16 protein-coding genes and 1 riboswitch are annotated in these 24,146 nt (G+C 37.8%); of the genes, 7 read left to right on the top strand and 9 right to left on the bottom strand.

Features of this window, described 5'->3' with window-relative positions; genetic code table 11:
- Window positions 1-10: 10 nt before the first annotated feature.
- From ACOMC3_RS02480 to ACOMC3_RS02490, 3 genes are read right to left on the bottom strand one after another with little or no spacing between them, the layout of a single operon-like run.
- Window positions 11-748, bottom strand: coding sequence for an ABC transporter ATP-binding protein (locus ACOMC3_RS02480; RefSeq protein WP_420317945.1), 738 nt, complete (start codon window positions 746-748; stop codon window positions 11-13).
- Window positions 748-1,803, bottom strand: coding sequence for an iron chelate uptake ABC transporter family permease subunit (locus ACOMC3_RS02485; RefSeq protein ID WP_420317946.1), 1,056 nt, complete (start codon window positions 1,801-1,803; stop codon window positions 748-750). Before ACOMC3_RS02485 ends, ACOMC3_RS02480 begins: the two co-directional genes overlap by 1 nt.
- Entirely contained in the window at window positions 1,800-2,873 is a 1,074-nt protein-coding gene (locus ACOMC3_RS02490; protein WP_420317947.1) for an ABC transporter substrate-binding protein, read from the bottom strand. Before ACOMC3_RS02490 ends, ACOMC3_RS02485 begins: the two co-directional genes overlap by 4 nt.
- Window positions 2,874-2,909: 36 nt before the next feature.
- Window positions 2,910-3,132, top strand: a riboswitch (cobalamin riboswitch).
- A 71-nt stretch (window positions 3,133-3,203) separates the two neighbouring features.
- Here ACOMC3_RS02490 and ACOMC3_RS02495 point away from each other — a divergent pair.
- Window positions 3,204-5,045: a TonB-dependent receptor plug domain-containing protein gene (locus tag ACOMC3_RS02495; RefSeq protein WP_420317948.1), complete on the top strand. Its 1,842-nt coding sequence runs from the start codon at window positions 3,204-3,206 to the stop codon at window positions 5,043-5,045.
- Here the strand turns inward: ACOMC3_RS02495 and meaB are convergent.
- Window positions 5,038-6,027: a methylmalonyl Co-A mutase-associated GTPase MeaB gene (meaB, locus tag ACOMC3_RS02500; RefSeq protein ID WP_420317949.1), complete on the bottom strand. Its 990-nt coding sequence runs from the start codon at window positions 6,025-6,027 to the stop codon at window positions 5,038-5,040. The genes ACOMC3_RS02495 and meaB overlap by 8 nt on opposite strands.
- Window positions 6,028-6,164: 137 nt before the next feature.
- Here meaB and ACOMC3_RS02505 point away from each other — a divergent pair, with 137 nt between their 5' ends.
- From ACOMC3_RS02505 to ACOMC3_RS02515, 3 genes are all read left to right on the top strand, one after another.
- Entirely contained in the window at window positions 6,165-7,412 is a 1,248-nt protein-coding gene (locus ACOMC3_RS02505) for a CHASE2 domain-containing protein (protein WP_420317950.1), read from the top strand.
- Between the two features lie 37 nt (window positions 7,413-7,449).
- On the top strand, window positions 7,450-8,385 hold the full coding sequence (locus ACOMC3_RS02510; RefSeq protein ID WP_420317951.1) for a hypothetical protein: 936 nt from the start codon (window positions 7,450-7,452) through the stop codon (window positions 8,383-8,385).
- Window positions 8,386-8,497: 112 nt separating this feature from the next.
- Window positions 8,498-9,244, top strand: a complete 747-nt coding sequence (locus tag ACOMC3_RS02515) for an SOS response-associated peptidase (RefSeq protein WP_420317952.1) — start codon at window positions 8,498-8,500, stop codon at window positions 9,242-9,244.
- A gap of 56 nt (window positions 9,245-9,300) precedes the next feature.
- Here ACOMC3_RS02515 and ACOMC3_RS02520 read toward each other — a convergent pair whose 3' ends face one another.
- From ACOMC3_RS02520 to ACOMC3_RS02530, 3 genes are read right to left on the bottom strand one after another with little or no spacing between them, the layout of a single operon-like run.
- Window positions 9,301-13,503, bottom strand: a complete 4,203-nt coding sequence (locus ACOMC3_RS02520) for a CHAT domain-containing protein (RefSeq protein WP_420317953.1) — start codon at window positions 13,501-13,503, stop codon at window positions 9,301-9,303.
- A gap of 46 nt (window positions 13,504-13,549) precedes the next feature.
- On the bottom strand, window positions 13,550-15,553 hold the full coding sequence (gene scpA, locus ACOMC3_RS02525) for a methylmalonyl-CoA mutase (protein ID WP_420317954.1): 2,004 nt from the start codon (window positions 15,551-15,553) through the stop codon (window positions 13,550-13,552).
- The gene (locus tag ACOMC3_RS02530; RefSeq protein ID WP_420317955.1) at window positions 15,553-16,428 is read right to left on the bottom strand and encodes a methylmalonyl-CoA mutase family protein; all 876 of its coding nucleotides are present in this window, start codon (window positions 16,426-16,428) and stop codon (window positions 15,553-15,555) included. Before ACOMC3_RS02530 ends, scpA begins: the two co-directional genes overlap by 1 nt.
- 244 nt (window positions 16,429-16,672) lie before the next feature.
- Between ACOMC3_RS02530 and dnaA the strand changes: the two genes are divergently transcribed.
- Window positions 16,673-18,061: a chromosomal replication initiator protein DnaA gene (gene dnaA, locus ACOMC3_RS02535; RefSeq protein ID WP_420317956.1), complete on the top strand. Its 1,389-nt coding sequence runs from the start codon at window positions 16,673-16,675 to the stop codon at window positions 18,059-18,061.
- Here the strand turns inward: dnaA and ACOMC3_RS02540 are convergent.
- Window positions 18,058-19,506, bottom strand: a complete 1,449-nt coding sequence (locus ACOMC3_RS02540) for a trypsin-like peptidase domain-containing protein (protein WP_420317957.1) — start codon at window positions 19,504-19,506, stop codon at window positions 18,058-18,060. The genes dnaA and ACOMC3_RS02540 overlap by 4 nt on opposite strands.
- A 125-nt stretch (window positions 19,507-19,631) precedes the next feature.
- On the opposite strand from ACOMC3_RS02540, the gene ACOMC3_RS02545 reads away from it, so the two are divergent.
- Together ACOMC3_RS02545 and rseP are read left to right on the top strand one after the other, a co-directional pair.
- Complete coding sequence (locus ACOMC3_RS02545) at window positions 19,632-20,786, top strand: 1-deoxy-D-xylulose-5-phosphate reductoisomerase (protein ID WP_420317958.1); 1,155 nt, start codon at window positions 19,632-19,634, stop codon at window positions 20,784-20,786.
- Window positions 20,786-22,099 (top strand): RIP metalloprotease RseP, encoded by a 1,314-nt coding sequence (gene rseP / locus ACOMC3_RS02550; RefSeq protein ID WP_420317959.1) that lies wholly within the window; start codon window positions 20,786-20,788, stop codon window positions 22,097-22,099. The genes ACOMC3_RS02545 and rseP overlap by 1 nt, the downstream gene beginning before the upstream one ends.
- Here the strand turns inward: rseP and ACOMC3_RS02555 are convergent.
- The gene (locus ACOMC3_RS02555) at window positions 22,096-24,093 is read right to left on the bottom strand and encodes an OmpA family protein (RefSeq protein ID WP_420317960.1); all 1,998 of its coding nucleotides are present in this window, start codon (window positions 24,091-24,093) and stop codon (window positions 22,096-22,098) included. The genes rseP and ACOMC3_RS02555 overlap by 4 nt on opposite strands.
- Between the last annotated feature and the right edge of the window lie 53 nt (window positions 24,094-24,146).

The following is a 24,146-nucleotide window of genomic DNA, read 5'->3' on the forward strand; positions in this document are numbered from 1 at the left end:
CCCTTCTTTTTTACAATAACGTTTCTTTCGGAATATGCAAATATTTTTGAAGCTTTCCAGTTAAAATCAGCTCTCTAGGCTCTCCAATCAGCATTTTTTGTCCAAAATCCATGCACCAAAAAGAGTCGCAGACCTGCGCAGATAGCTGAATTTCATGGGTTGAGATCAAGACACTTTTACCCGAATTAGTAATCTTTTTTAGCAAATCCAATACATCAATTTTGTTTTTCAAGTCCAAATGAGATGTAGGCTCATCTAATATGATTAAATCAGTTTCTTGTGCAAGAGCCCTTGCGATCATCACTTTTTGTATTTGCCCATCACTTAATTCATAAAGTCGCTTTTCTGCCAGGTAGTTAATTTCCATTGCAGAAATAGATTCTTCGATTTTCTCCTTATCGTATTTCTTTAAATTTCCCAACCAACCAGAATAGGGATGCCTGCCAAGAGCTATTAACTCCAATACTGAGAGGTTCAGTGAGTCTGGTTTGCCAGTTAAAACAACGCTAATTTTTTTGGCAATATCTTTTGGATTTAGCTCTTCTATTGATGACCCACTCAATGAAATATTACCGGCCAGTTTTGTGTGTAATCCGCAAATGGTGCGAATAAAAGTTGACTTGCCAACTCCATTTTGTCCTACCAAGCCAATTAATTGACCGGGACTGATTTCAAGATTGATATCCCTCATCAGCACTTTATTAGCACCATACCCAATTGTCAGATCTTTTGTTTCAAGAAGTGCCATCAAAATCGGTAGTTTAGGTTGGCTTTTCTGAGAATCAGCCAGATGACAAATGGTGCTCCAAATAATGATGTTACAGCGTTTATTGGTAGGGTCTCCTGTAATCCTGGTAGTTGCGCCAAGGTATCAAATAATAAAAGCAGAATGCCTCCAACCAGAATCACTAATGGTGTGAGAAGAAGGTGATTACCTGTATTAAATAACATTCTTGAGATGTGCGGAACGGCTAATCCAATGAAAGCAATCGGCCCACAGAAAGCGGTGACCGAGCCAGCTAGTAAACTCGTGTTGATAATTATCAACATGCGGGCACTTTTTAAATTCAAACCTAAAGATTCGGCATAATTTTCTCCTAATAGCAATGCGTTAAGTGGCTTAGAAAGTAAAAATGATGCAGCCAATGAGAGTACTATAACTGGCATTAAAATTCGAAGTTCCTCCCAGGAAAGACTTCCCAAACTCCCAAAACTCCAAATGACGTAAGCTTGAATATTTTCCGCCTGACTAAAATATTGGAGAATACTTACCAGGGCGCTGACAGCCGAACCAAACATTAAGCCAATGATTAACAAGGAAACACCGGATCTTATCCTAAATGAAGCTATCAGTACAATGGACAAAACAATAAATGAACCTAATCCGGATGCTCCCACAAGGAGCCAACTTCTACCAATACCGGTCATTTCAATAAAACCACCAAGCCACACTCCAAGAAATATGACCAGTGCAACACCAAGACCAGCACCTGAACTTATTCCCAAGATGAAAGGACCAGCCAGTGGATTTCTAAACAATGTTTGCATTTGCAAACCACTGACTGCTAAAGCACTGCCAGCCAGTAGGGCCGTCAATGCCTTAGGTATTCGAAAGTTCTCAATAATATTTGTCCAAATTTGATTTTCTGATTGGCCAATAAAGTAATCGATGATTGATCCAAAAGGAATATTAACAGAGCCTAATGAAATGCTGAGAATAAAAGCCACACCTAGCACCAAAATCAGTGCTATAAATATTAGCCTCCATTTCTTTTTAGATTCATCTAAGTGAGATTCTATCATGGCAATTTTTGGAAGTACACAGTCTCATATTCTGGCATCAAGTCCGGATGAATGATTTTAATTAAATCAGAAAGCACAATATCTGGTCTGGAGTATCCAGACTCAAAGAAATCATAACCTCCATTAGGACCAATCCTTTTATTGTAATTATATACTTCATCTTTTTCAAATGCCCTGAACGATCCATATCTACTATCTTGACTTAGCATTTCTTTGCGTGTGTTTAAGGTTGATGTGCCTATCCAAAGATCAGCATCATTTCCTTTATCATATACCGCCTCAAAGCTTAATTCTAACCAACCGGATGTTGTATCACTCTGCCATAAATATTGTCCTCCTGCATTACTAAAAAAGGTAGCCGCCCAGTTCTTCCCACCAGGAAGAAACCAGGTATCCCCATATACCACTCCACTTAAAATGGTTGGTTTTTCTTGAGTGTTTGAAGCCAGATTTTTCAACCTTAGGAATTCCCGTTCAATTTCTAGAAATATTGAATCGGCCATATCTCGTTTTCCGGTTAGCGCTCCAAAAAACTTTATCCATTCGGCCCTACCAAGAGGTGATTGCTCTAAAAAATCTGAGTTGTAATAGACCGGAATGCCTGCCTCTCTGATCTTATCTAATGTTTGTGATTCACCACCCCTATCAAAAGCAATAACAGCATCAGGATTAATGCCAAGTAGTAATTCCATATTCATGGTTCCATCTGGTCCCAAATCTGTGAGTTTACCTTTTTCCGCCAAATCGATAAAAGTTTGAGACGAAATGTAGCTTAGGTTTGGAAACCCAATCACTAAATCCGCTACCTCTAGCATTTCAAAAAATGGTAAATGGGAGGTGGAAGTGCATACGATTCTCTTCAGAGGTTGATCTAATTGATACCTTATTGATTCACTGGCTTTTGGCCATGGTTCATCTACGATCAAATATTCTGAACCCTCCATATCCTTTTCAAAATGAAATCCTTTAGCGTATTTCAATTCGCTAGATTCAAAAACGATAGATTTTTCGCTTTTAGGGACTGAACATGCCATCTGAAGAATAATTATTCCGAAAATGATTCTTTTCATATCTCAAAAGTAGCGTATCAACCTATTATGTTGCTTAAGTTTGCCACTGACAATGGTTCTGAAATCATTTGACTTGATTTTGGATTAAAATGGGAATCTCGTGATTAGCGAAGGTTAAAAATCGAGAGCTGTCCCCGCAACTGTAGTTCTGAAGAAAGTTTTGGTCTAATGAAAGCCACTGTAGAGACGAAATTGTCACTATGGGAAGGAAGCCAAAATCAGAAAAGCCAGGAGACCTGCCACTGTTATTTATTAATTCGAAGCTTCGGGTGAAAGCAGAGGAAGGGGTTAACTCCATTCTTTCTTAACGAGGCTCATAGTAAAAATTCTATGAGGAAACTACAATTATTCATCGCATTAGCATGTTTGGGCTGGACTGTCAAGGCACAGGACTCCCTCAAATCCGTCCAACTGGACGAAGTGGTGGTAACAGGCACCAAAAGTGAAGTTCCTGTTGAGAAGTCAGGTAAATCTATTTTTAAAGTAACGCGAAAGGAGATTGAGGCTAGCGGCGCTAGTACAGTGGCAGATGTGCTTAATCAAGTGCCTGGTGTTCAAATGGATGGGAATTTTGGCACACCTGGTACCAATATCGATTATTTCGTTCGTGGGGCGTCCAGCAAACGAACTTTAGTGTTAATTGATGGGGTGCCCTTCAATGATGCCTCTGGAATTGATCAAACATATGATTTGAGATTATTGAATCTGGATCAAGTCGAATCAATTGAAGTATTGAAAGGTGGACTTAGTACATTATATGGAACTGGAGCAGCAGCTGGTGTAATTAACATTCAACTTAAAAAAGCAAATACGGATCGTTTAGCAGGACAGGCAAATGCTGAATATGGAAGTTTTAACACATTCAAGGGGAATGTTGGAGTATATGGTAGCAAAAATAAAGTTTCTTACCTGCTGAATGGAGGCTACAATAAATCAAATGGATTTTCAGCTGCAAAAGATGAGTCGGGATCAAATAATTTTGATGAAGATGGATTTGAGGGTTTTAATTTTCTAGGAAAGGCAGACTACCAATTTAATAATGCTTTTTCTGTTGGTTTTACAGGAGGATATGATCAATTCGAAAATGAATTTGATGTGGGAGCATTTACTGACTCAGAAACTAACTTTTCAGAGTATAAGCAAGTTCGATTGGGCATAAGACCATCGTATAAATGGAACAGTGGTGGTATCAAGGGAAATCTCTTTATGAACAATCTTGATAGAATATTCGAATCATTTGGAACACTGTCAGAATATGATGCAGAAAATTATCAGATAGACCTTCTGATCAATCAAAATTTAGGTGATCAGGTTAAGCTTATTGGTGGTCTTAACTATCAAAAACTTTCATACTCACAGCCTGGCACAGAACAAGAAAGTTTTAATATGATTGATCCTTACGTCACATTCATCTACGATCAAAATAACTTCAATATGCAGATTGGTGGCCGATTGAATGTTCATAGTGATTATGGATCCAACTTTGTATACAATCTAAACCCTTCTTATCTCTTCGAATTAAATGATTTTGAAGTAAAAGTCTTTGGATCCTATGCCACAGCATTTATTTCACCTAGTTTATTTCAATTATTCGGACCATTCGGACCTAATCCTGAATTGAAGCCAGAAGAGTCCCAATCAGCCGAGTTTGGTGCAACTGCATACCTCAATAGAATTCAATTTGATGCTGTTTATTTTTATCGTAACGATGAAAATATGATCATCTATACTGCACAGTATGAAAATTCAGGAGAGGAAATTGAAACGGATGGACTTGAAATCGTTTCATCATTTGATGTGTCAAGTAAGTTTTCAATAAGTGGAAATTATACTTTTACCAGAAGGCTAAACGATGAGGTATTATATCGAATACCAGCTCATAAATATGGTGCTAATTTGTCATTTAAAGCTTCAGCTAATTTGACTACTTCGATTAGTTATTTACACACGGGAGAGAGGCCGCTACGGTATTTTGATAACTCCTCGTTCGTTACTCAGGAGGTAAATGGTAAGTCGTTTGATCTGTTTGATTTTACAGCAACCTACGATTGGAATAATTTTACTTTAACCGGTTCGGTTAGGAATATTTTTGACGCTGATTATCAGGCAATTGCAGGATTTAACAGCGTAGGTCGAAACTATAGAATTGGGGTAAAATATTCATTCAACTAAACAGTTCATCAACGGCTTTACGAACAGAAAGCTTTTGGGAGGAGATTAGCTCCTCCCTTTTTTTTATTTCTTTTTTAATGTTGGGTTTAGCATAAAATGTTTCCTCAAGCTTTGCTTGAATTCGTTCATGAAACCATCGAATGGATTGTCGTTTTCTATTTTCCTCAAACCATCCATTCCCATGAATATGACTTTCGTATTTTTCAATTTCAATCCAAACCTCATCTATCCCCGTTTTTTCAATTGCTGAGCAAACTCCTACAGGAATAATCCAATCGGATTCATTTGGGGGAAATAGATGAACAGCATTTTTATAATCTTCTCTGGCTTTTTTGGCTGCCTTTATATTAGATCCATCTGCCTTGTTTATGACAATGTGGTCGGCCATTTCCATGATTCCTCGTTTAATTCCTTGAAGTTCATCTCCTCCGCCTGCCAGCATAAGCAGTAAGAAATAATCAACCATATCTTTTACTACTGTTTCGCTTTGTCCTACTCCTACGGTTTCAACTATTATAATATCAAAACCTGCTGCCTCACATAGTAAAATAGCTTCCCGGGTGTTTGATGCTACTCCACCAAGACTTGATCCTGCGGCAGACGGCCTGATGAATGCATTCGGATCCTTAGATAATTCATCCATCCTTGTTTTATCACCTAATATGCTACCTCGGGTACGATTACTACTTGGATCGACTGATAAAACGGCCACTTCCTTGCCAGCTGCAGTCAATTTTTTTCCAAAAGCTTCAATAAAGGTACTTTTCCCAACACCAGGCACTCCAGTAATACCGATTCGAAGACTTTTTCCAGTGTTTCCGATGATCTGATCTATTAACTCAGCGCCGAGTTTTTTGTCATCTTCTCTTTTACTTTCAACTAAAGTGATTGATTTACTTAGAAAAACCCTATTTCCGCTCGTCAGGCCATCTATTAAGTCTTGTAGATGAATATTAGGTGTTCGCCGAAAAGTTGAATCCATAGGCCGATTATTAATGTTTTTATTGCGTAATTTGAAGATAAAATTGAATTCTTCTAATAAGGTGATTATGAACGTTGATGATAAATGTTTTAATTGCATATATAATCTTAACTAACTAACTCACCAACGAATAGACAATGTTTAGAAGATTCTGGCGGGATGTAATCCTGGGAACACTTTTTATTATATCGCTGATGCTGATGTTTAGATCGGTATCCGCATTTAAGGTCTTTGACATATTTGATCCAATTGGAGATGCTTTTGGAGACATGGAGTTTACCGACATCTACTTTTCACAATTATTGGATGATCCAATAGCAGATGAAAATGTGGTGCTTGTAAACATGGGGTTGGAATCCCGAGCCGGTATTGCCATGATGATTGATTCAATCAGTCAGCATAACCCGGCCGTGATCGGAGTAGATTCATTTTTTGATTATCCGAAGGAAGATACACTGGGTGATATGATGCTAATGGATGCACTTAGCAGGGTTGAGAACTTGATTATGGTTACTAAAGTTCTTTATAATCCTGAAATTGATGCAATTGACTCTGTACATACCTCTTGGCCATGGTTTACCTTCAACGCTGAACCCGCATTTGCTAATTTGATAACTGATGCTGAAGTACAGGAGGATTTAAAAATGTGTAGAACATTTAATCCTACACTTACATCGATTGATTCGGTAACGCATACAGCATTTGCAGTAAAATTGGCTTCCTATTTAGCTCCTGAAAATGCGCAAACTTTTATAGATAGGGGTAATGAGGAAGAAGTCATTAACTACAGGGGTAATGTGCTGGATTATGGAGCGACAAAGTTCGGTAACAAATACTATGCTTTGGATGTAGGGGATGTTTTTGGTGCAAATTATACACCAGACATCATTGAAGGAAAAGTGGTTATTTTCTGTTTTCTGGGTGAATATCTGGGAGACAGAGAAAATTTTGAAGACAAGTTTTTTACACCACTGAATGAGAAATATATTGGCCGAGCATTTCCAGACATGTATGGAGGAGTTATTCATGCAAATATTGTATCCATGATTCTCAATGAGAATTATATATTTTATTTGGAAGAATGGCAGAAGATTGCTGTGGCATTTATTATGCTATTCTTGAATATCATGGCCTTCTCCTGGATATACAAAAAACTGCCAAAATGGTATGATGGTATAACTAAAGTCATCCAGCTGGTAGAGTTTGTAGGAATTATTTATATCATGATTTACTTCATGGATATATTTAGTTTCAAATTGGATCTTACATTATTATTATTTGCTGTTGCCCTATCGGGTGACGGATTGGAAGTATTTTACGGGGTGGTGAAAAATTCACTATCCAAAGAAGGAAGAAAAGAATTATTTAAAGTATCACGATTATAAATTATTTAGAAAACGCCAAATTATTATTGGAATTATTATGAGAAAGTTTGTTTCTATCGCAATTACCACTATGCTTGTTTTCGCCGTTGGAGTAGCTAACGGGCAAGGATATACATTTAGAGTTTTGGCCAATAAGGGTCAGAATCAAGTTAAAAAAGAAGGTGCATCCACTGCTGTTGCACTAAAAACAGGAGCTACACTTAGCGACGGTGATGAGTTAATCGCATCGCAAGGGGCTTATATCGGATTGATGCACAAGTCTGGTAAAACCCTAGAGGTTAGAACTCCTGGTACGAAGAAAGTTTCTGATCTTGCTAAAATGGTTAATACTAAAGCATCTAGTGTTTCAAGTAGATATGCCAATTTCTTAGCAAATAAGATGAATGAGAAAGAAAAGCCAAACTACAGAGCTAGACTGAATGCAACTGGTGCAGTTTCAAGAGCTTTAGCTGGTGATGAGCAAATCCAGGTATTGATTCCAGCTGAGGACGCTAGCGTTCTTGGAGACAATGCTATCCTAAACTGGGATACTCCGGAAGGAATGGAAGAAAATACATTCATCGTTACAGTGAAAAATATCTTTGATGAAGAAATCATGAAAGAAGAAGTAGCTGGAAACACGATCGAGCTTGATTTTACTCAGGAGCAAATGCAAACCGAAGAAGGTCTTTGGATCATCAACGTAAAAGCAAAAGAAAACCAAGATGTTTCTTCTGGAGATATCGCAATCAAAAGACCTGAAAACCCAAGCCAATATGCTGAAGGGTTGAATAGTCTAAAAGCTGAGGTTGACGAAAGCAGCCCGCTTAATAAAGTCATCTATGCTTCATTCTATGAAGAGAATGGATTGATTGTAGATGCCTTAACTGCGATAGAAGAAGCTATTAAAATGAATCCTGATGTTGATGATTTTAAAATCCTTAAAAAGGATATCATCGAGAGAAATGGAATTAAAGTCTACAACGAGGAATAATACTCCTCTTACATAGAAACAAATCTCTAAACCCTGACTGCTAAGTTGCAGTCAGGGTTTTTTGTTATCTAATCAATCTTATCTTTAAGGTATGTGTTACGATGTATCTACCATGACAAAGAAAGCTCAGCATTACGCTAAGAGATATGGTGATGCTAAAATGTGGGAACAAGTAATGATTAAGTTTCCTGCTATGCACCATTTAAATGGTTTTGATGAACCTGACTTGCCTGTCATAACCAATGAGCAACCAGATATTGTAAATTTTCATCATTGGGCATTTGTACCTTTTGTATATGCTCCTCAAATAAGTGGCAGGCCGATGAATACACTGAATGCTAGAGATGACAAGATATTTTCTGATAGAAGCATTTATAAAGATGCTGCCGAATCAAAAAGATGCTTGGTGATGTTGGATGGATTCTTTGATCATCACAAGAAAAATGGAGTGGCATATCCATATTATGTTCATCAAAAATCTGACGAACCGTTTTTAGTAGCAGGTTTATGGCAGACCTTTCAAGATAGGACGGATGGTATACCTATTAATACAGTAACGTTGGTTACAGGCCGAGCAAATAAAGAAATGGCATGGATTCATAATGAACCGGCATATTCTGCAGAATCTCGAATGATTTATATTGTTGATCCTAGGGATGATGATACATGGCTCAATGGATCTGTAGAGCAGGCAAAAGCTATTATCAAACCATTATCCGACGGAGCTTTGGATTATTATCCATGTAATCCAATTAAACCTAACAAAAAACTTAATAGAGTCTACCTGGGGAATGTTCCTGAAATCAAGAAAAAAAAATACTATCCTGAATTAGAAGAAATTCAGGGAGGTTTATTTTGAATTAAAAAAGCAGTACCAATTTTGGTACCCCTTTTAATGTCTTTGTTTAATAATTATCAATCCAATCCGATCATCACGAATGGTCCCCAATAAATAGGATCTCTGTATTCATTTCTGATTTCTTTCTTTGCATCTATGAATGCCTGACGCTTGTTTCCTGTCTCGATCCATTTACGGTAAAACTTGATCATTAATTGCTGAGTAGCCTCATCACTTACTTTAAAGAGTGACATCACAATCGTTCTAGCACCAGCCACAAGAAATGCTCGTTGTAAACCATATACACCTTCACCCGCTTGTAATTCACCAAGACCTGTTTCACATGCTGATAGAACTACCAAATCAGTTTGGTCTAGGTTAAGATTCATTGCTTCATAGGCTGTCAAAATCCCATTGTCAACGTTGTAGTTATATTGAGTCTGATTTAGAATATCCCCTGCGCCAGCAAGTAAAAGACCTGTTTTTAGAAGTGGATTTTCATACGCTGCGGTTTCATTATATTCTTGATCTAAAGCTGACACTTTTGGAGGATCAGCCTTAAAGAATCCATGAGTTGCTACATGAAATACCTTCGGATTGGTTACTAGTTTGATTGTCGCTTCTGATGCCTCACTCTCTGTATATTTATCCGTACTCCATCCTTTTCGGTCTAGCAAATCATTTAGTTCTTCAATTTCTGCTTTTGTTCCAGGAAGCGGACTAACAACTTCTGCAGTAGATCGTGTCAAACCAGAGCTTGCAAGGGGTCTGCCAGGTTGGGTTTGAATATAAAACTCAGGATTACCAAACATCATTGCGTACTCTTTTTCAGCAACAACTTTCGTCCTTATCTTATTCAAAAACAGATCTTTGGTATTGCTAATGAGCAATATATTTGAATTGTCAAGGACATATTTTCCATCAGGTGTTGGTATTGCTTCCAAATTGATTTGATTATACACCCCATCAGGTGATAAATACAAGGTGGAAACCGCACCTACTTCTTGCTCAATAGGTTGCCAATACTGCTCATAGGAATAGTTATCCTGAATTTTAAACTTGATACTATTTCTATAAGTCTTAAGGTATTTATTTTCCAATTCTTCACCATTCTCCAATAGTATCATTTTGGGCTCAGATCGTTTATCTCCTTTAACATATAAGAGTGCGTACATAACTGAATCTGTAAATACATGATCAAATACACGGAATCGAACCATTTCAATAGCAACTTCATTCTCACCCAGTGCACTCTTTACATCTTCCCATATGATTGTGCGGCTATCCGCGCTCTGAGAAAATAATTCTGATTTCAAGCTTATATTCTTTTCAAGAAGCTCTACATCATTCGCCAATTTTGCAGGGTCTATTCCATTATCTGATAAATCCTGCACACTCATGGACAGTGCGGCGGTTAAAAGTTCTTTATCTTCAATCCATTTGGAATACATACTAATCAGCTCCTCATCATTACTATTCATGATTCGCTGACGAACTTTGATGGATGAGTTTAAGAGTAAAGCCTTTGTTAAAAGCGCGTTGTTATAAAGCTCACCAATATATCTTGTACTTCTGTTTCTACTAATTATTAGTGTGTTGTAGAATTCATAATCACCTTTGATAGTATTCCAAAATTTGGCTTTTTCCCTTTCACTAAGAGCTGGAAAATAATCCTGGATAAAGTTTTTATAGTTTGCTAGCACTTCTTCCATTTCATCCTGCGAATCCTTAAAGCGTGCTTGCATGAAATAAGTTTTACTAAGCTTGGATTGCACTTTCACGTACTCTGGGTGTGTATCATTAAATACTCTTTGATATTGCTTCCGAGCATCCTCATAGTACTTTTCTGCTTCGGTATAATTCTTTTGCTTATAGAAAATATCCCCCTTTAGCACCAAAGAAATTGCCGCATTGATGTTATTTCTTTTGCCAATTTTGGCTTTCCAAATACTTTCTGCCTGATTCAGGTAGGTGAATGCAAGTGTATAATTTGAAGCTGCAATATTGGCAATGGCCATGTTTTTAAGAATTTCGGCATATGTTGGGTTATTGGACCCTAGTTTTTTACCAATGATTCTTTCTGCCTCTTGGAAAAGTGATTGAATTTGAGGGAGCGGTTTGTCTTGATAAAAATAGACCAGTGCGAGTTTAGATGTTGAGTTACCCACATCTACGTGCTCAGATCCAAACTTCTCTTTTTGAATACGAATTGAATTTTTAAGTAAAGCTTCGGCTTTATCATAGTCTCCAATTGTAGTATATACATCAGCTAGTTGGAGCATTGAAGGAACAACTTTGGACGAGTTTTCACCAAATGTGGTGGTTGCAATGGTGTTTGCTCTTCTTGCTTGTTGTTCAGCCTCTGTATAATCTCCCTTAATAAGATTAAGTCGAGCGTTAAGCACGAGGGTTCTGTTCAAGTGGCGACTTGAAGGGCCAAATTGACTGTTTTTTTCTTTGAGTGATTCTGAGAGTAATACAGAGGCATCAGAGTATCGTCCAATGCTTGTGTAAAGCGCTCCTAAGTCGTCCTGAAAACTTAGGCCTGTAACATCGGTTGTTAAAGCACCAGCCGCTCGCAAATCTTCAGAGTCATAAATATGATCTTCAGCTTCATCATATTCTCCTTCAATAGTCAGAAGTTTTGCTTTGGTGATGTATGCAGAGGCGAGATAACTTTTAGCTTCATCAGTCTTGGTGTTGCCTATAATGCGAATCGCATTTTCTAAGTTTTCACTTGCTTTCTCATACTCACCAATATTAATTTGAAGGTTAGCTATTTTCTCAAGTTCTCGACCATATTCTATGTCTTCATTATCATACTTGACGCGAGCGGTAAGCAATGCCTCATCTAATATTTCAGATGCTTTTTCATAATTATCCGTTTCCTCATAGAACTTCGCAAGGTGATTCATGATCTCCAGATAATCCACATGCCCTTTTGTAATTTCTGGCTCCACAATTGCATGGAAGCTCTGGTCGTAGATTTCTTTTGCTTCAGTGAATTTATCAGTGAAATCAACATAATAATTTGCGAGTTTCACTCTTGTTAAATGGTATTCCGGCGCTTCTGTTCCTAATAAAAATTCCTTAATTCTTAAAATTTCATTGTCGTACGATTCAGTATTTTTATGATTTCCTGCATATAAGGCTACTTTTTTAGCTAATTCAAGTAGTTCTATTCGCTCCTGATGAAATTCTGGTATCGTTGGACTGGTAAGCATTTTATTAATGTTGGTCTCCATCCTTTTTATATCCTGATCGGCCAGATCAAATGCTAAATCCATTTTATCATCAGCAAGGTTGAAAATGCTTGATTTGTCAAATTCTCGAAGAGACTTCTTAAAGTCAGTTTGTGTGATTTTAAGCCTGGACTTTTGTCCATTTTGATAATACGCACGCATGAGGTTCGCTTGCATAGTCATCACTGTGTTGTGTGATAATTCGTATTTTCTTACCGCCCAGATATAAGCGTCTTCATAAAGTTTTGCTTGTGCTTCTATAGCAAGTCCATTCTCTTCAAGAAGCTTGGCATTTAAAAATGCATTTTTAGACCATAGCAAGTGACTCTTTTTCAAATTGTCATCGACCCATTGTAGGTTTGAGATGAATGCAGAATCGGCAGATTGATAGTTGCCCATGTGCCGTAGTGAATTTGCTTTTACGATCATCATTTCTGCAAATTCTTCTTTTCTATCCTCTTGTTGTCTTTTATCTCCTTCACCAGAAAGCGCACGCTGTAAGTAATAATCTTCCTGATTGTTTACCAGATTTATTGCCTGACTATAGAATCCTTTTCCCGAAAGCACTTGAGCTCTTTGAACATCAAGTTTCGCTTTGATATCTTCAATCATTGATCCAGATGATTCAAAGGCTGAGGAAGCTGTTTCGATGAATTCACTAGCCATTAGGAAATTTCCATACGAGATTAGAACATCAGCGGACTCCATTAAAATATAGGCATGTTCAGCGCTTTGGGTGCCATTCACTTCCGCACTCATTGCAACTGCCTCCTGCAATGGCTCCATCACACTTACTAGCTCTCCTAATCCTACATTTATCTTAGAAGATTTAACCAATGCTATTGCGTTGTAGGGATTGCTGTAGCCCAAGCTTTTGGTCGCTTTTTTCTTTAGCTTTTCAATTTGTTTTCTGGCTGAGGAATAGTCTCCAGATTCATATTTTTCATCGGCCTTGTCAATGTATTTTTGATATTGAGCATTAATGGTGGTGAAACACAACATTAACACCGCCAATAGAACTGATTGGAAGTATTTCATTTTGAATAGAATTTTCTCAAGAATAAAGTTATCGAAATTGCCTCAACTATTCAGTCATTAGCTTATTAAGAATTCTTTGTGCAGCTTCAGAAATGATAGTTCCTGGTCCAAAAATGTCTGTGACTCCCTTGTCAATAAGCTCTTCGTGATCATTTTCAGGAATGATTCCACCGGCCACAACTAAAATATCTGGTCTTCCTAAATTCTTAAGTGCTGAGATAAGTTCTGGGATTAAAGTTTTATGACCACCAGCAAGAGAAGAGGCTCCAACAATATGAACATCGTTTTCTATGGCTTGCTTCGCTACTTCTTCCGGCGTTTGAAAAAGAGGACCTATATCCACATCAAATCCTAAATCGGCAAATGATGTGGCAATCACTTTAGCGCCTCTATCATGCCCGTCTTGGCCCATTTTAGCAATCATAATTCGCGGACGCCTTCCATCTAATTCTTCAAATTTATCTGAAAGCTCAAGTGCTTTTCTAAAATCTTCATTGTCTTTAATTGCCGATGAGTACACGCCTGAAATGGTTCTATTTGTTGCCTGAAATCTACCAAAAACTTTTTCCATTGCTAGAGATATCTCTCCTAAGGTAGCTCTTTCTCTCGCAGCATCAATTGCTAGTTCAAGTAGGTTTCCATCTTTTTCTGAACCTTCCAGAATATTTTTCAAGCACTCCTGCACCTTTTCCTCGTTTCGAGAAGTTTTGATTTGATTGATCTGCTCTATTTGCTTGCGCCTTACTTCATTATTGTCTACCTCTAGAAGTTCAATCTCAGTTTTGTCTTCCGTAATAAACTTATTTACCCCAATGATTGATTCAGTACCTGAGTCTATCCGTGCCTGCTTCTGAGCCGCAGCTTCCTCAATTTTCATTTTAGGATATCCTGCCTCTATGGCTTTAGACATCCCACCCATTTCCTCTACTTCCTGAATGATCTCCCAGCCTTTCTGAATTAAATCATTGGTCAATTGCTCAACATAGTGAGAGCCTCCCATCGGATCTACTACCTTAGTGACATTGGTTTCTTCTTGAAGGTAAATCTGAGTATTCCTCGCAATTTTAGCTGAGTAGTCGGTAGGAAGTGCAATTGCTTCATCAAGAGCATTTGTATGAAGTGATTGAGTGTGACCAAGAACAGCAGCTAATGCTTCTATGGTGGTCCGTGCGACGTTATTATATGGATCCTGAGCTGTAAGACTATATCCAGATGTCTGGCTATGGGTTCTTAATGCCATTGATTTTTCATTCTTAGGATCAAACTCTTTAATAATTCTTGACCAAAGCACTCTTGCAGCTCTCATTTTAGCAATTTCAGTAAAGAAATTCATTCCTATCCCCCAGAAAAAGGAAAGTCTGGGAGCAAACGAATCAATATTAATTCCGGCTTCAATTCCTGTTCTTACGTACTCCAAACCATCGGCAAGAGTAAATGCCATTTCTAATTCTGCAGTGGCTCCAGCCTCATGCATATGATATCCACTGATGCTGATGGAATTGAATTTCGGCATATTTTGAGAGGTAAACTTGAATATATCTGCAATGATCCTCATAGACTGGGCAGGGGGATAGATATATGTGTTTCGAACCATGAATTCCTTAAGAATGTCATTTTGAATAGTTCCTGTAAGTTTCTCGGGGGTTACGCCCTGTTCCTCAGCAGCAACGATGAAAAAAGCCATAATTGGGATTACAGCTCCATTCATGGTCATAGAAACCGACATTTTATCCAATGGAATTTGATCAAAGAGAATCTTCATATCTTCCACTGAGTCAATTGCTACCCCAGCTTTACCTACATCACCTTTGACACGCGGGTTATCACTATCATACCCTCTATGGGTTGCTAAATCAAAAGCCACAGATAACCCTTTTTGACCAGCTTCCAGGTTTCTTCTATAAAATGCATTTGATTCTTCAGCAGTACTAAATCCAGCATATTGGCGGATCGTCCATGGTCTAGATGCATACATTGTAGCATAGGGACCTCTTAGAAAAGGAGGTGTGCCAGCTGAAAACCCTTCGTGTAAAAACTTGTTCTTTCCCATTATTTCATTCCCTGCTTAACTGCATTTATAATTTTGTCTGTCAATACTTCAATGTAGAATGAGCCTCTGCATTGATCCGTATATTCTTCAAGTCCACTTTCCTCTCTTATTAGATTGCCAGTATTTCTACTTATTCTGGGATCCCCAGTTGCGGTTGTAAAATCAATCGAATGACTTCCGCCCAATACACTCGCTAGTCCAGAAGTCGTATTTAAGAACCATTGATGCTCGGGAGATTGATGTAGCGGGACATGAGAATGAATGTGTACATTTTTTCGCCCCACTTGATCCAGATGATATCTGAGAGCCCGAACTGTGGCAATTTCTAAAAAGAAGTCTGGGTTTGATAGGCGATAAATAAAAGGTTTGTGCTTTTGAAGTAAGATTTGAGTAATCTGTTCAATCGGGTTTAAAGTTGACTCCTCAACAATACAATTTCCATCTTTCATCATCATCATTCCAGAAAGTGTCGACGATTCAATTTTACTGGAAGATCTAATTGATATATCGCAGATGGATCGGTCTACGTCTTTTAATACAACGTCCAATTTCTCGTGATCATTCAACCTCAATATTACACCGTCGCAACCCCCCATTAAGGCTTTCAGAACCTGGTTATTGGCTAATTCAGCGTTCTCTACAGTCACCTCTTCATAAAGTTTCCATTTATGATGGGGGATATTAGAAAAAAAGTCATCGAGATACGATAATGATTCCAAATCTGAATCATCATAATATCCCTGGAGCTCAATATTGGAACCGTTTTTCCAGCGAAGTTGATCATCTGGATTAGCACCTTTCAACTGCTTTTCAGCTAGTTTAACCCACTGATCTTTAGTGGTTGGCGGGAAAATATTCAGATTTAAATCTTTCAAAATTTTTAAGTGTATATGTTGAATATTTCACGAAATTAGACCAGAATAGGGATGTTAAGAAAAATTGTATTTTTTAAAGAATTTTCAATTGAAAATGCGTTTATGAGAACATAGGAAACTATTTGAAAAAATCAAGTGAAAAATTCATTTTTTTTAGAAAAATATTTAAGACATATTTGATGCCCTTTCGAAAAAATAAGGGATCACCTAAGCCAAGATAAACCACTTATAACGTTAATCTAAAATGCACGAAAATATATGGAAAAACTGCCTTGAGTATATTAAAGAGCGTATTCCAAACCAGAGCTATAGTACATGGTTTGAGCCTATAAACCCCTTAAAAACAGAGGGTAACGTTCTAACTATTCAAGTTCCGAGTCAGTTTTTTTATGAATGGCTTGAAGAGCATTATGTGCATATTCTTAAAGAGGCAATTGCTAAGGAAATGGGAGATGGCGCAAGATTGGAATATTCTGTTGTCGTTGAAAATGAAAAAAGCCCTAAAAATTCTTCCACATCCCTGAAAATCAACAACCTAGCTGATCGTAATGGAAGTAATGCTAAGGGAATCAATACTGCATTTATCGATGATTTAAAGAGTGAAAACAATTTAAATCCTACGTATGTATTTGACAATTTTATAGAAGGTGATTGTAACAGACTTGGACGTTCGGCAGGATATGCGGTAGCAAAAAAACCGGGAGTTACATCTTTTAACCCGTTGATGATATATGGTGGAGTAGGTCTTGGTAAGACTCACCTCGTGCAGGCCATTGGGAATCATATAAAGAATGAAGACGCTACGAAGAAGATCATTTATGTAGCCTCTGAGAAATTCACCAATCAATTCATTGATTCCTTGAAGAATAACAATGTTCAGAGCTTCATCTCGTATTATCGGGAGGTTGATATTTTGATTCTAGATGATGTTCAGTTCTTAAGAGATAAGGAAAAGACGCAAGAAATTTTCTTTCATATTTTCAATCACCTACATCAGTCAGGTAAGCAAATCGTAATGACCAGTGATTGTGCTCCTAAAGACCTTAAAGGTTTGCAGGAAAGATTGGTTTCCAGATTTAAATGGGGACTTACTGCTGATCTTCAACAACCTGCCTTTGAAACCCGGATGGCAATCATCCAAAGAAAAATTCAAGAGGACGGTATTCATATACCAGAGGATGTTATTGAATACATAGCTTATACAGTTGATACAAATATTCGAGAATTGGAAGGGGTGGTTGTATCACTTATTGCCCATGCATCTTTGATGAGAGTTGAGGTTGATCTTGAGCTAGCAAAGAAGGTTTTAAAGAACATAGTGAAAGAAATAGATTCAGAAGTAGGTATTGATTATATCCAAAAAACTGTATCTGAATACTTCCATGTTGGTCAGGATGATCTCAAAGCTAAAACTCGCAAAAAGGAAATTGTGATAGCTCGTCAGGTAGCCATGTACTTTTCAAAAGATTATACCAATCATTCCTTAAAGTCTATTGGATACCATTTTGGAGGAAGAGATCATAGCACTGTCATTCACGCCCTTCAGTCTGTTAATGACATGATGGATACTGATGCGAAGTTCAGATACTCAGTAGATGAACTCAAGAAGAAATTGAAAATGCGTACTGCCTAACGTCTAAACGGGTAGTACACCTTTCTTCCTCTTTCATTTATCCCTATTATGTCAAACCTTCCTCTGATATTTTCAAGAATCTTCGATAGTTCTTCTGGAGTATCAATTGCTCGGTTATTTATCTGAGTAATGATAAAACCCTTAGGAATTCCTAAGCTGGAGAAGAATCCATTGCTTTTAAAGTCAATTACTTTGACACCACTTTTAATTCCAAGAAGGTCTCTCTCAACTTTAGAAACACTTTCAAAGCTTGCATCTAAATCCTCTGCGTAATAAATATCTCTGGTTATAATACTTGTCGTTCCTTCCCTGTTGGTAAGAACTAGCTGCTTTGAAATCATTTCATTGTCCCTTTCTGCTATGATATTGAGTTTGTCGCCAGGGTAGCTCTTTGCAATTAATTCTTCAAGTTTTGCTTTATTGGTGAGCTGTTCACCATTGATCTTCCGAATGACATCTCTTTTTTTCAATCCAGCTTTATCAGCAGCACTTCCATCCTTCACATCTGTAATAATGACACCATCTAAATCTTCAATCCCAATTCGAGTAGCTAATTCACTATCAATATCAATGAATTCTGCGCCTGTAAATGCTTTTTGAACCTCTCCATACTGTACCAAATCATTAAATACTTTTTTTACAATATTCACTGGAATTGCAAAACCATAACCAGCATAGGACCCAGTTCTGGATAGAATGGCAGTATTAATACCAATTAATTGACCTTGAGAATTGACCAATGCCCCTCCGCTATTCCCCGGATTAATTGCAGCGTCAGTTTGAATAAAACTCTCAATTGGAAATTTATCTTTTAGAATATTAATGTTTCTACCTTTTGCACTTACGATACCCGCGGTGACTGTTGAGGTGAGATTGAAAGGATTACCAACTGCGAGCACCCATTCTCCAACCTTTACGTTTTCAGAATCACCTTTCTCTATTGTTGGGAGCTCGTTTGCTTTTATTTTTACAACAGCAAGATCAGTGCTTGGATCTCTTCCAACTAGTTCTGCAGAATAACTTCTTTTTCCAGCGATGACGGTAATCTCATCCGCATCCATAATTACATGATTATTGGTGACAATGTGGCCATCATCAGAAAAAACTACTCCGGATCCACTCCCAATGCGTTGTGATGATCTTGGCTCGAAGAACCAATCCATCCATCCACCGGTCCGATACTCGACTTCACTCAAAGTTTGAATAAAAACAACACTCCCTGTACTTTTTTCTGAAGCTTCGATAAAGTTCTCATTGGGAATCATATTGCCGTAGGAAACCCTGCTGATTTGAGTTGTAGGTTCATGGCTTTGGGTTTCCCCCTTTTTTTCAATGACAGATACTTCTGGATTTTGTGATCTTTCATTACTGTACTGGCTGGTGATTATTAAAGATCCTGCCATACCAGCAATCAAACCAACCGCAATTGTCTTTATCGTTTTCATATATTTTTTCTTTCGATGCTTTGAAATAAACCACTTTGAATCAAAAATTATTCCATTAGATTGTTAAAAATTGCAAACTCTTACCTTTGCCAACTGTTCTTTCCTAAAGGCAGGTCTCGAATTACATGAAGAAACGAAATATAGCCATTCTAGGCTCAACAGGTTCCATAGGAACACAAGCATTAGATGTCATCAAAAGACACCCGGAAAGCTTTGAAATAGAGGTGCTTACCGCTCAAAGCAGTGCGGACTTGCTGATTAAACAAGCAATTGAATTTAAGCCCAATGCTGTAGTTATCGTCAATGAGAATCATTATAAAAAGGTTTTTGATGCTTTGGATTCACTTGATATCAAAGTTTATGCTGGCGAGAATGCGCTTTCATCGGTTGTTGAAATGGAATCAATTGATATGGTTTTAACTGCTTTGGTTGGTTATGCTGGCCTTTTGCCAACGATGAGGGCCATTAATGCTGGAAAGACAATAGCACTTGCAAACAAGGAAACATTGGTTGTAGCTGGAGAGCTTATTACAAAATTGGCTAAAGAAAAAGGTGTGAATATTCTGCCGGTTGACTCTGAACATTCTGCAATATTTCAATGCATTGTTGGAGAATTTCACAATCCTATAGAAAAGTTAATCTTGACAGCATCCGGAGGTCCATTCAGGGGAAAGAATCGAGAATTATTATCATCCGTAACCAAAGAGCAGGCATTGAAACACCCAAATTGGGACATGGGTGCTAAGATTACCATTGATTCTGCAACGATGATGAATAAGGGATTAGAAGTAATTGAGGCCAAATGGTTGTTTGGAGTTGATTTGGATCAGATTGAAGTTGTGGTTCATCCCCAATCAATTATTCATTCAATTGTGCAATTTGAGGATGGCTCAATGAAGGCACAAATGGGGCTTCCTGACATGAGGGTGCCTATTCAGTTTGCCATGACATATCCGGCTAGATTAAAAGCTGATTATCCCAGATTTGATTTTCTGGACTACCCGCAGTTGACATTTGAAAAACCGGATGTAGAAACTTTTCGTAATCTAAGGTTAGCATTTGATGTGGCTAAAGAAGGAGGTAATCAACCATGCATTTTGAACGCAGCGAATGAAATTGCTGTTCAGGGATTCCTGGAAGATAAAGTAGGCTTTCTTGAAATTTCGGATGTGATTGAAAATTGCCTACAAAAGGTGAGTTATATTCGCAACCCTGAATTAGAAGATTTTATACAAACAGATAAAGAAACAAGAGCCAAAGCGCTCGAATTGATCAAATAATGGAGACTTTAATAATGGTTGGACAGCTACTTCTTGGGCTGTCAATTTTAGTGGGGGTGCATGAGTGGGGACATATGGTTGCGGCCAAATCTTTTGGAATGCGAGTTGAAAAATTTTCAATTGGATTTCCTCCTAAGATTTGGGGTAAGCAAATAGGAGAGACTGAATATTCAATCGGTGCTATTCCCTTAGGCGGATTTGTAAAGATTACGGGAATGATCGATGAATCCTTGGATACCAAGACATTAAATGCAGAGCCTGAACCGTACGAATTCAGAGCAAAACCAGCCTGGCAAAGACTCATTGTGATGATGGGAGGAATTATCGTCAATGTTGTTACAGGGATCATCATTTTCATTGGTCTCGCCATGGTTAATGGTGAATCATATATTCCCAAAGAGGAGGTAGCAGAGCATGGCATAGTAGCTTACGACCTTGGTGAGCAATTAGGGTTCAAAACAGGTGACAAAATCCTATCGATTAATGGTCAGGATTATGAAAGATTTGGAGATATACTAAGTCCAGATCTATTACTGGGCTCAGATAATTATTATACAGTTCTTAGAGAAGGTCAAGAAATCAGGGTTGATATGCCCAATGATTTCATAGATAAGTTTGCAGATAAAAGAAATCAAGTCAGAGTAATTGCACCTCGTCGTGTTTATTCTGTCGAGGAAGTCGTACCAGGCTCAAATGCTGATGATGCTGGCCTTCAAACTGGTGATAGGATTCTTAGCGTCAATGGTTTTGAAACCATATATTTTGACCAATTAGTTGACATTCTAGATTCATTAAAAGATCAAAGAGTAGCTCTTCAAATTGCCCGAAATGGCGAAACTATCGAAACAAGAGCATTAGTCGAATCAGATGGTACTATAGGTTTTTTAATAAAAGATGAATTGGATTATGTGATTCGTGACTTCACATTTGGTGAATCCTTGCAAGAGGGTACATACAATGCATTTGCAGTTGTATGGTTAAACATCAAAGGTTTCCAGAAGATGATCGCAGGAGATGTTGACGTTAGAAAATCTTTATCGGGACCAATTAAGATTGCCACCTTTTTTGGGGGAACATGGGATTGGAACAATTTCTGGAGGATTGTTGGCCTTCTTTCTATGGTTCTTGCCTTCATGAACTTTTTACCCATACCCGCTTTAGATGGAGGACACGTAATGTTCCTTACATGGGAAATCGTAACAGGTAGAAAACCTTCGGACAGATTTTTGGAAAATGCCCAGAAAGTTGGAATGGTAATTTTATTGTCATTGATGGCATTTGTCATCATCAATGATACAATAAGCTTATTTTAAAAATCATTCGAAGTTCCTCCATCTGATGTTGGAGGAGCTTCTCTATATATTTCAAATTCTACTCTTCGGTTGAGTTTTCTGTCATCCTCGGTGACTTCATTTTCAACTATCGGTTGGGTGTCTCCATAGCCTTCTGCTTCTACTCGCTCTCGGATAATTCCTGCGAAAATCACAATGTAGTCTCGGATATTCTGTGCCCTTTCTTTCGATAGCTGTAAATTTCTTTCGGGATCACCAACTGAATCTGTATGTCCGGCTATTCTAAGTTTAAACTCTGGATTATCGTAAAGAAAGTTGACCACTTTATTAAGGTCAGCGTACATCTCTGTTTTTAGCTCAGACTTTCCAACATCAAATTCGATGGATTCAAACTTCATTTTTGAAGCGAGTGGCTCTGTAACGGTATTTAATTCCATTGGCCCATCCAGATAAAAAACTTCTTCAATCCTAAAAAAGTCGTCACCTTGTAAAACCAGCAAATAATTCGTTTGGTTAATGAGTTCAAACTCAAAGGATCCGTCAGGTTTTAAGAATCGTGGAGCCACTTCTCTTCCATTGTCTAAGTCTATAATCGAGACTATTCCTTGAAAAGCAGCCCCTGTAAGCGAATCGGTAAGAGTTCCGGTTACTGTAGTAGTTGCTTCCGGTTGGGCTCCCATAGGTAATGGGAATGAATAAATATCCTGTTTATTCAGGTCTCTGGTAGATGATCGTGCATAAAATAGTAGTTCTGAATCAGAATCTATTGTGAAATAAAATTCACTACCTCTACCATTTACAAGCGGGCCAATATTTTGTGGCTCAGTCCAATATCCATCAATATGGTAGGCTTTATAAATATCAAACTCACCAAAGTTGTAGAGCTGGCCATTTGAGCTGAAATAAAGAACATCATAAACCGGATGATAAAATGGACTGACATCATTTTGTCTGGTATTGATAACCGGACCCATATTCATCGCAGGTGACCATCGTCCTTTATCATCTTTCACGGTGTAATAAATATCCGCTAAACCAAATCCCCCTAGTCTATCAGATGCAAAAAATAAGGTATCTCCAGAGTGAGATAACGCTGGATGAGAATCCCACGCAAGAGAATTAATAGTTACTCCTAAATTTTGAGGCCTGGTCCATGTACTGTCTTCCTGAAGTTTAGCAATGAATAAGTCACAGTCACCAAAGGAATCCGGTGAATCACATCTAGAGAATACCAAAGTTTTTCCATCGCCACTAAGACATGGAGATCCTTCATTGTAATGGGAGTTTAATTTAGGAATTGGTTTTGCCTTGGACCATGTTCCGTATAGATCCTTTCTGCTGTAAAATAGATCTTCATCTTCCCTGAATCTTATGGTCTCATCAATCTTTTTTCTTTTGGAGGTAAAGACTAATATGTCATTATGGATATTTAAAGATGGTCCATAATCAGCACTTGCACTATTCACTAGCATGCCCATATTCAAAAGAACTCCTCTTGGTGGTCGAAGCGTGTCAATTAATTTTCTATGTTCAACTAGCTCGTAGTAATAATCAATGGGGACAAATTGCTCGGCAGCTTTCCTGTTTAATGAATCATAATACAATTCAATTTCTTCAATATTAATGCCTTGATAATGGTGTCTCAGTACCATCCGATAAAGGGTCATGGCTTCATCTGGATCACCAAATAATTCTGTCAGTTTTGCAAGTTTCCAAATAAGCTTTGTATCTCTATAAAAATTTCGAATTCCAAATCGACTTACATAGTCTTTTAATGCGTCATATAGTTCTTCCCATTTCTCCTCTTTATCTAATTGAATGATCCTTTGAAGTTTTTGCTTATTAAAGTACTCAGGATATTTATTAATGCCTTTGAAGTTGTAAACATTGAAAACCACATCTTGAGGAACTGAATCAGTAAGTAGCTGGACTTCCTTACGACCCTTCTGGGCACTCGCAGAAAAGCAAACAAGAACTAAAAAAAGTCCAATATGGCGATGAAAAATACGGCGCATGCTGTCGATTCGTCAGTAAAAACTAAAATTAAATTAAAGTTAGCACTATTTGC

The organism is Ekhidna sp. (assembly GCF_965212185.1).
Classification (GTDB): domain Bacteria; phylum Bacteroidota; class Bacteroidia; order Cytophagales; family Cyclobacteriaceae; genus Ekhidna.

Excerpts from the sequence above, each read along its gene's own strand:
- ACOMC3_RS02480 (WP_420317945.1), bottom strand. The coding sequence starts at position 748 with ATGGCACTTCTTGAAACAAAAGATCTGACAATTGGGTATGGTGCTAAT.
- ACOMC3_RS02485 (WP_420317946.1), bottom strand. The coding sequence starts at position 1,803 with ATGATAGAATCTCACTTAGATGAATCTAAAAAGAAATGGAGGCTAATA.
- ACOMC3_RS02490 (WP_420317947.1), bottom strand. The coding sequence starts at position 2,873 with ATGAAAAGAATCATTTTCGGAATAATTATTCTTCAGATGGCATGTTCA.
- ACOMC3_RS02495 (WP_420317948.1), top strand. The coding sequence starts at position 3,204 with ATGAGGAAACTACAATTATTCATCGCATTAGCATGTTTGGGCTGGACT.
- meaB (WP_420317949.1), bottom strand. The coding sequence starts at position 6,027 with ATGGATTCAACTTTTCGGCGAACACCTAATATTCATCTACAAGACTTA.
- ACOMC3_RS02505 (WP_420317950.1), top strand. The coding sequence starts at position 6,165 with ATGTTTAGAAGATTCTGGCGGGATGTAATCCTGGGAACACTTTTTATT.
- ACOMC3_RS02510 (WP_420317951.1), top strand. The coding sequence starts at position 7,450 with ATGAGAAAGTTTGTTTCTATCGCAATTACCACTATGCTTGTTTTCGCC.
- ACOMC3_RS02515 (WP_420317952.1), top strand. The coding sequence starts at position 8,498 with ATGACAAAGAAAGCTCAGCATTACGCTAAGAGATATGGTGATGCTAAA.
- ACOMC3_RS02520 (WP_420317953.1), bottom strand. The coding sequence starts at position 13,503 with ATGAAATACTTCCAATCAGTTCTATTGGCGGTGTTAATGTTGTGTTTC.
- scpA (WP_420317954.1), bottom strand. The coding sequence starts at position 15,553 with ATGGGAAAGAACAAGTTTTTACACGAAGGGTTTTCAGCTGGCACACCT.
- dnaA (WP_420317956.1), top strand. The coding sequence starts at position 16,673 with ATGCACGAAAATATATGGAAAAACTGCCTTGAGTATATTAAAGAGCGT.
- ACOMC3_RS02540 (WP_420317957.1), bottom strand. The coding sequence starts at position 19,506 with ATGAAAACGATAAAGACAATTGCGGTTGGTTTGATTGCTGGTATGGCA.
- ACOMC3_RS02545 (WP_420317958.1), top strand. The coding sequence starts at position 19,632 with ATGAAGAAACGAAATATAGCCATTCTAGGCTCAACAGGTTCCATAGGA.
- rseP (WP_420317959.1), top strand. The coding sequence starts at position 20,786 with ATGGAGACTTTAATAATGGTTGGACAGCTACTTCTTGGGCTGTCAATT.
- ACOMC3_RS02555 (WP_420317960.1), bottom strand. The coding sequence starts at position 24,093 with ATGCGCCGTATTTTTCATCGCCATATTGGACTTTTTTTAGTTCTTGTT.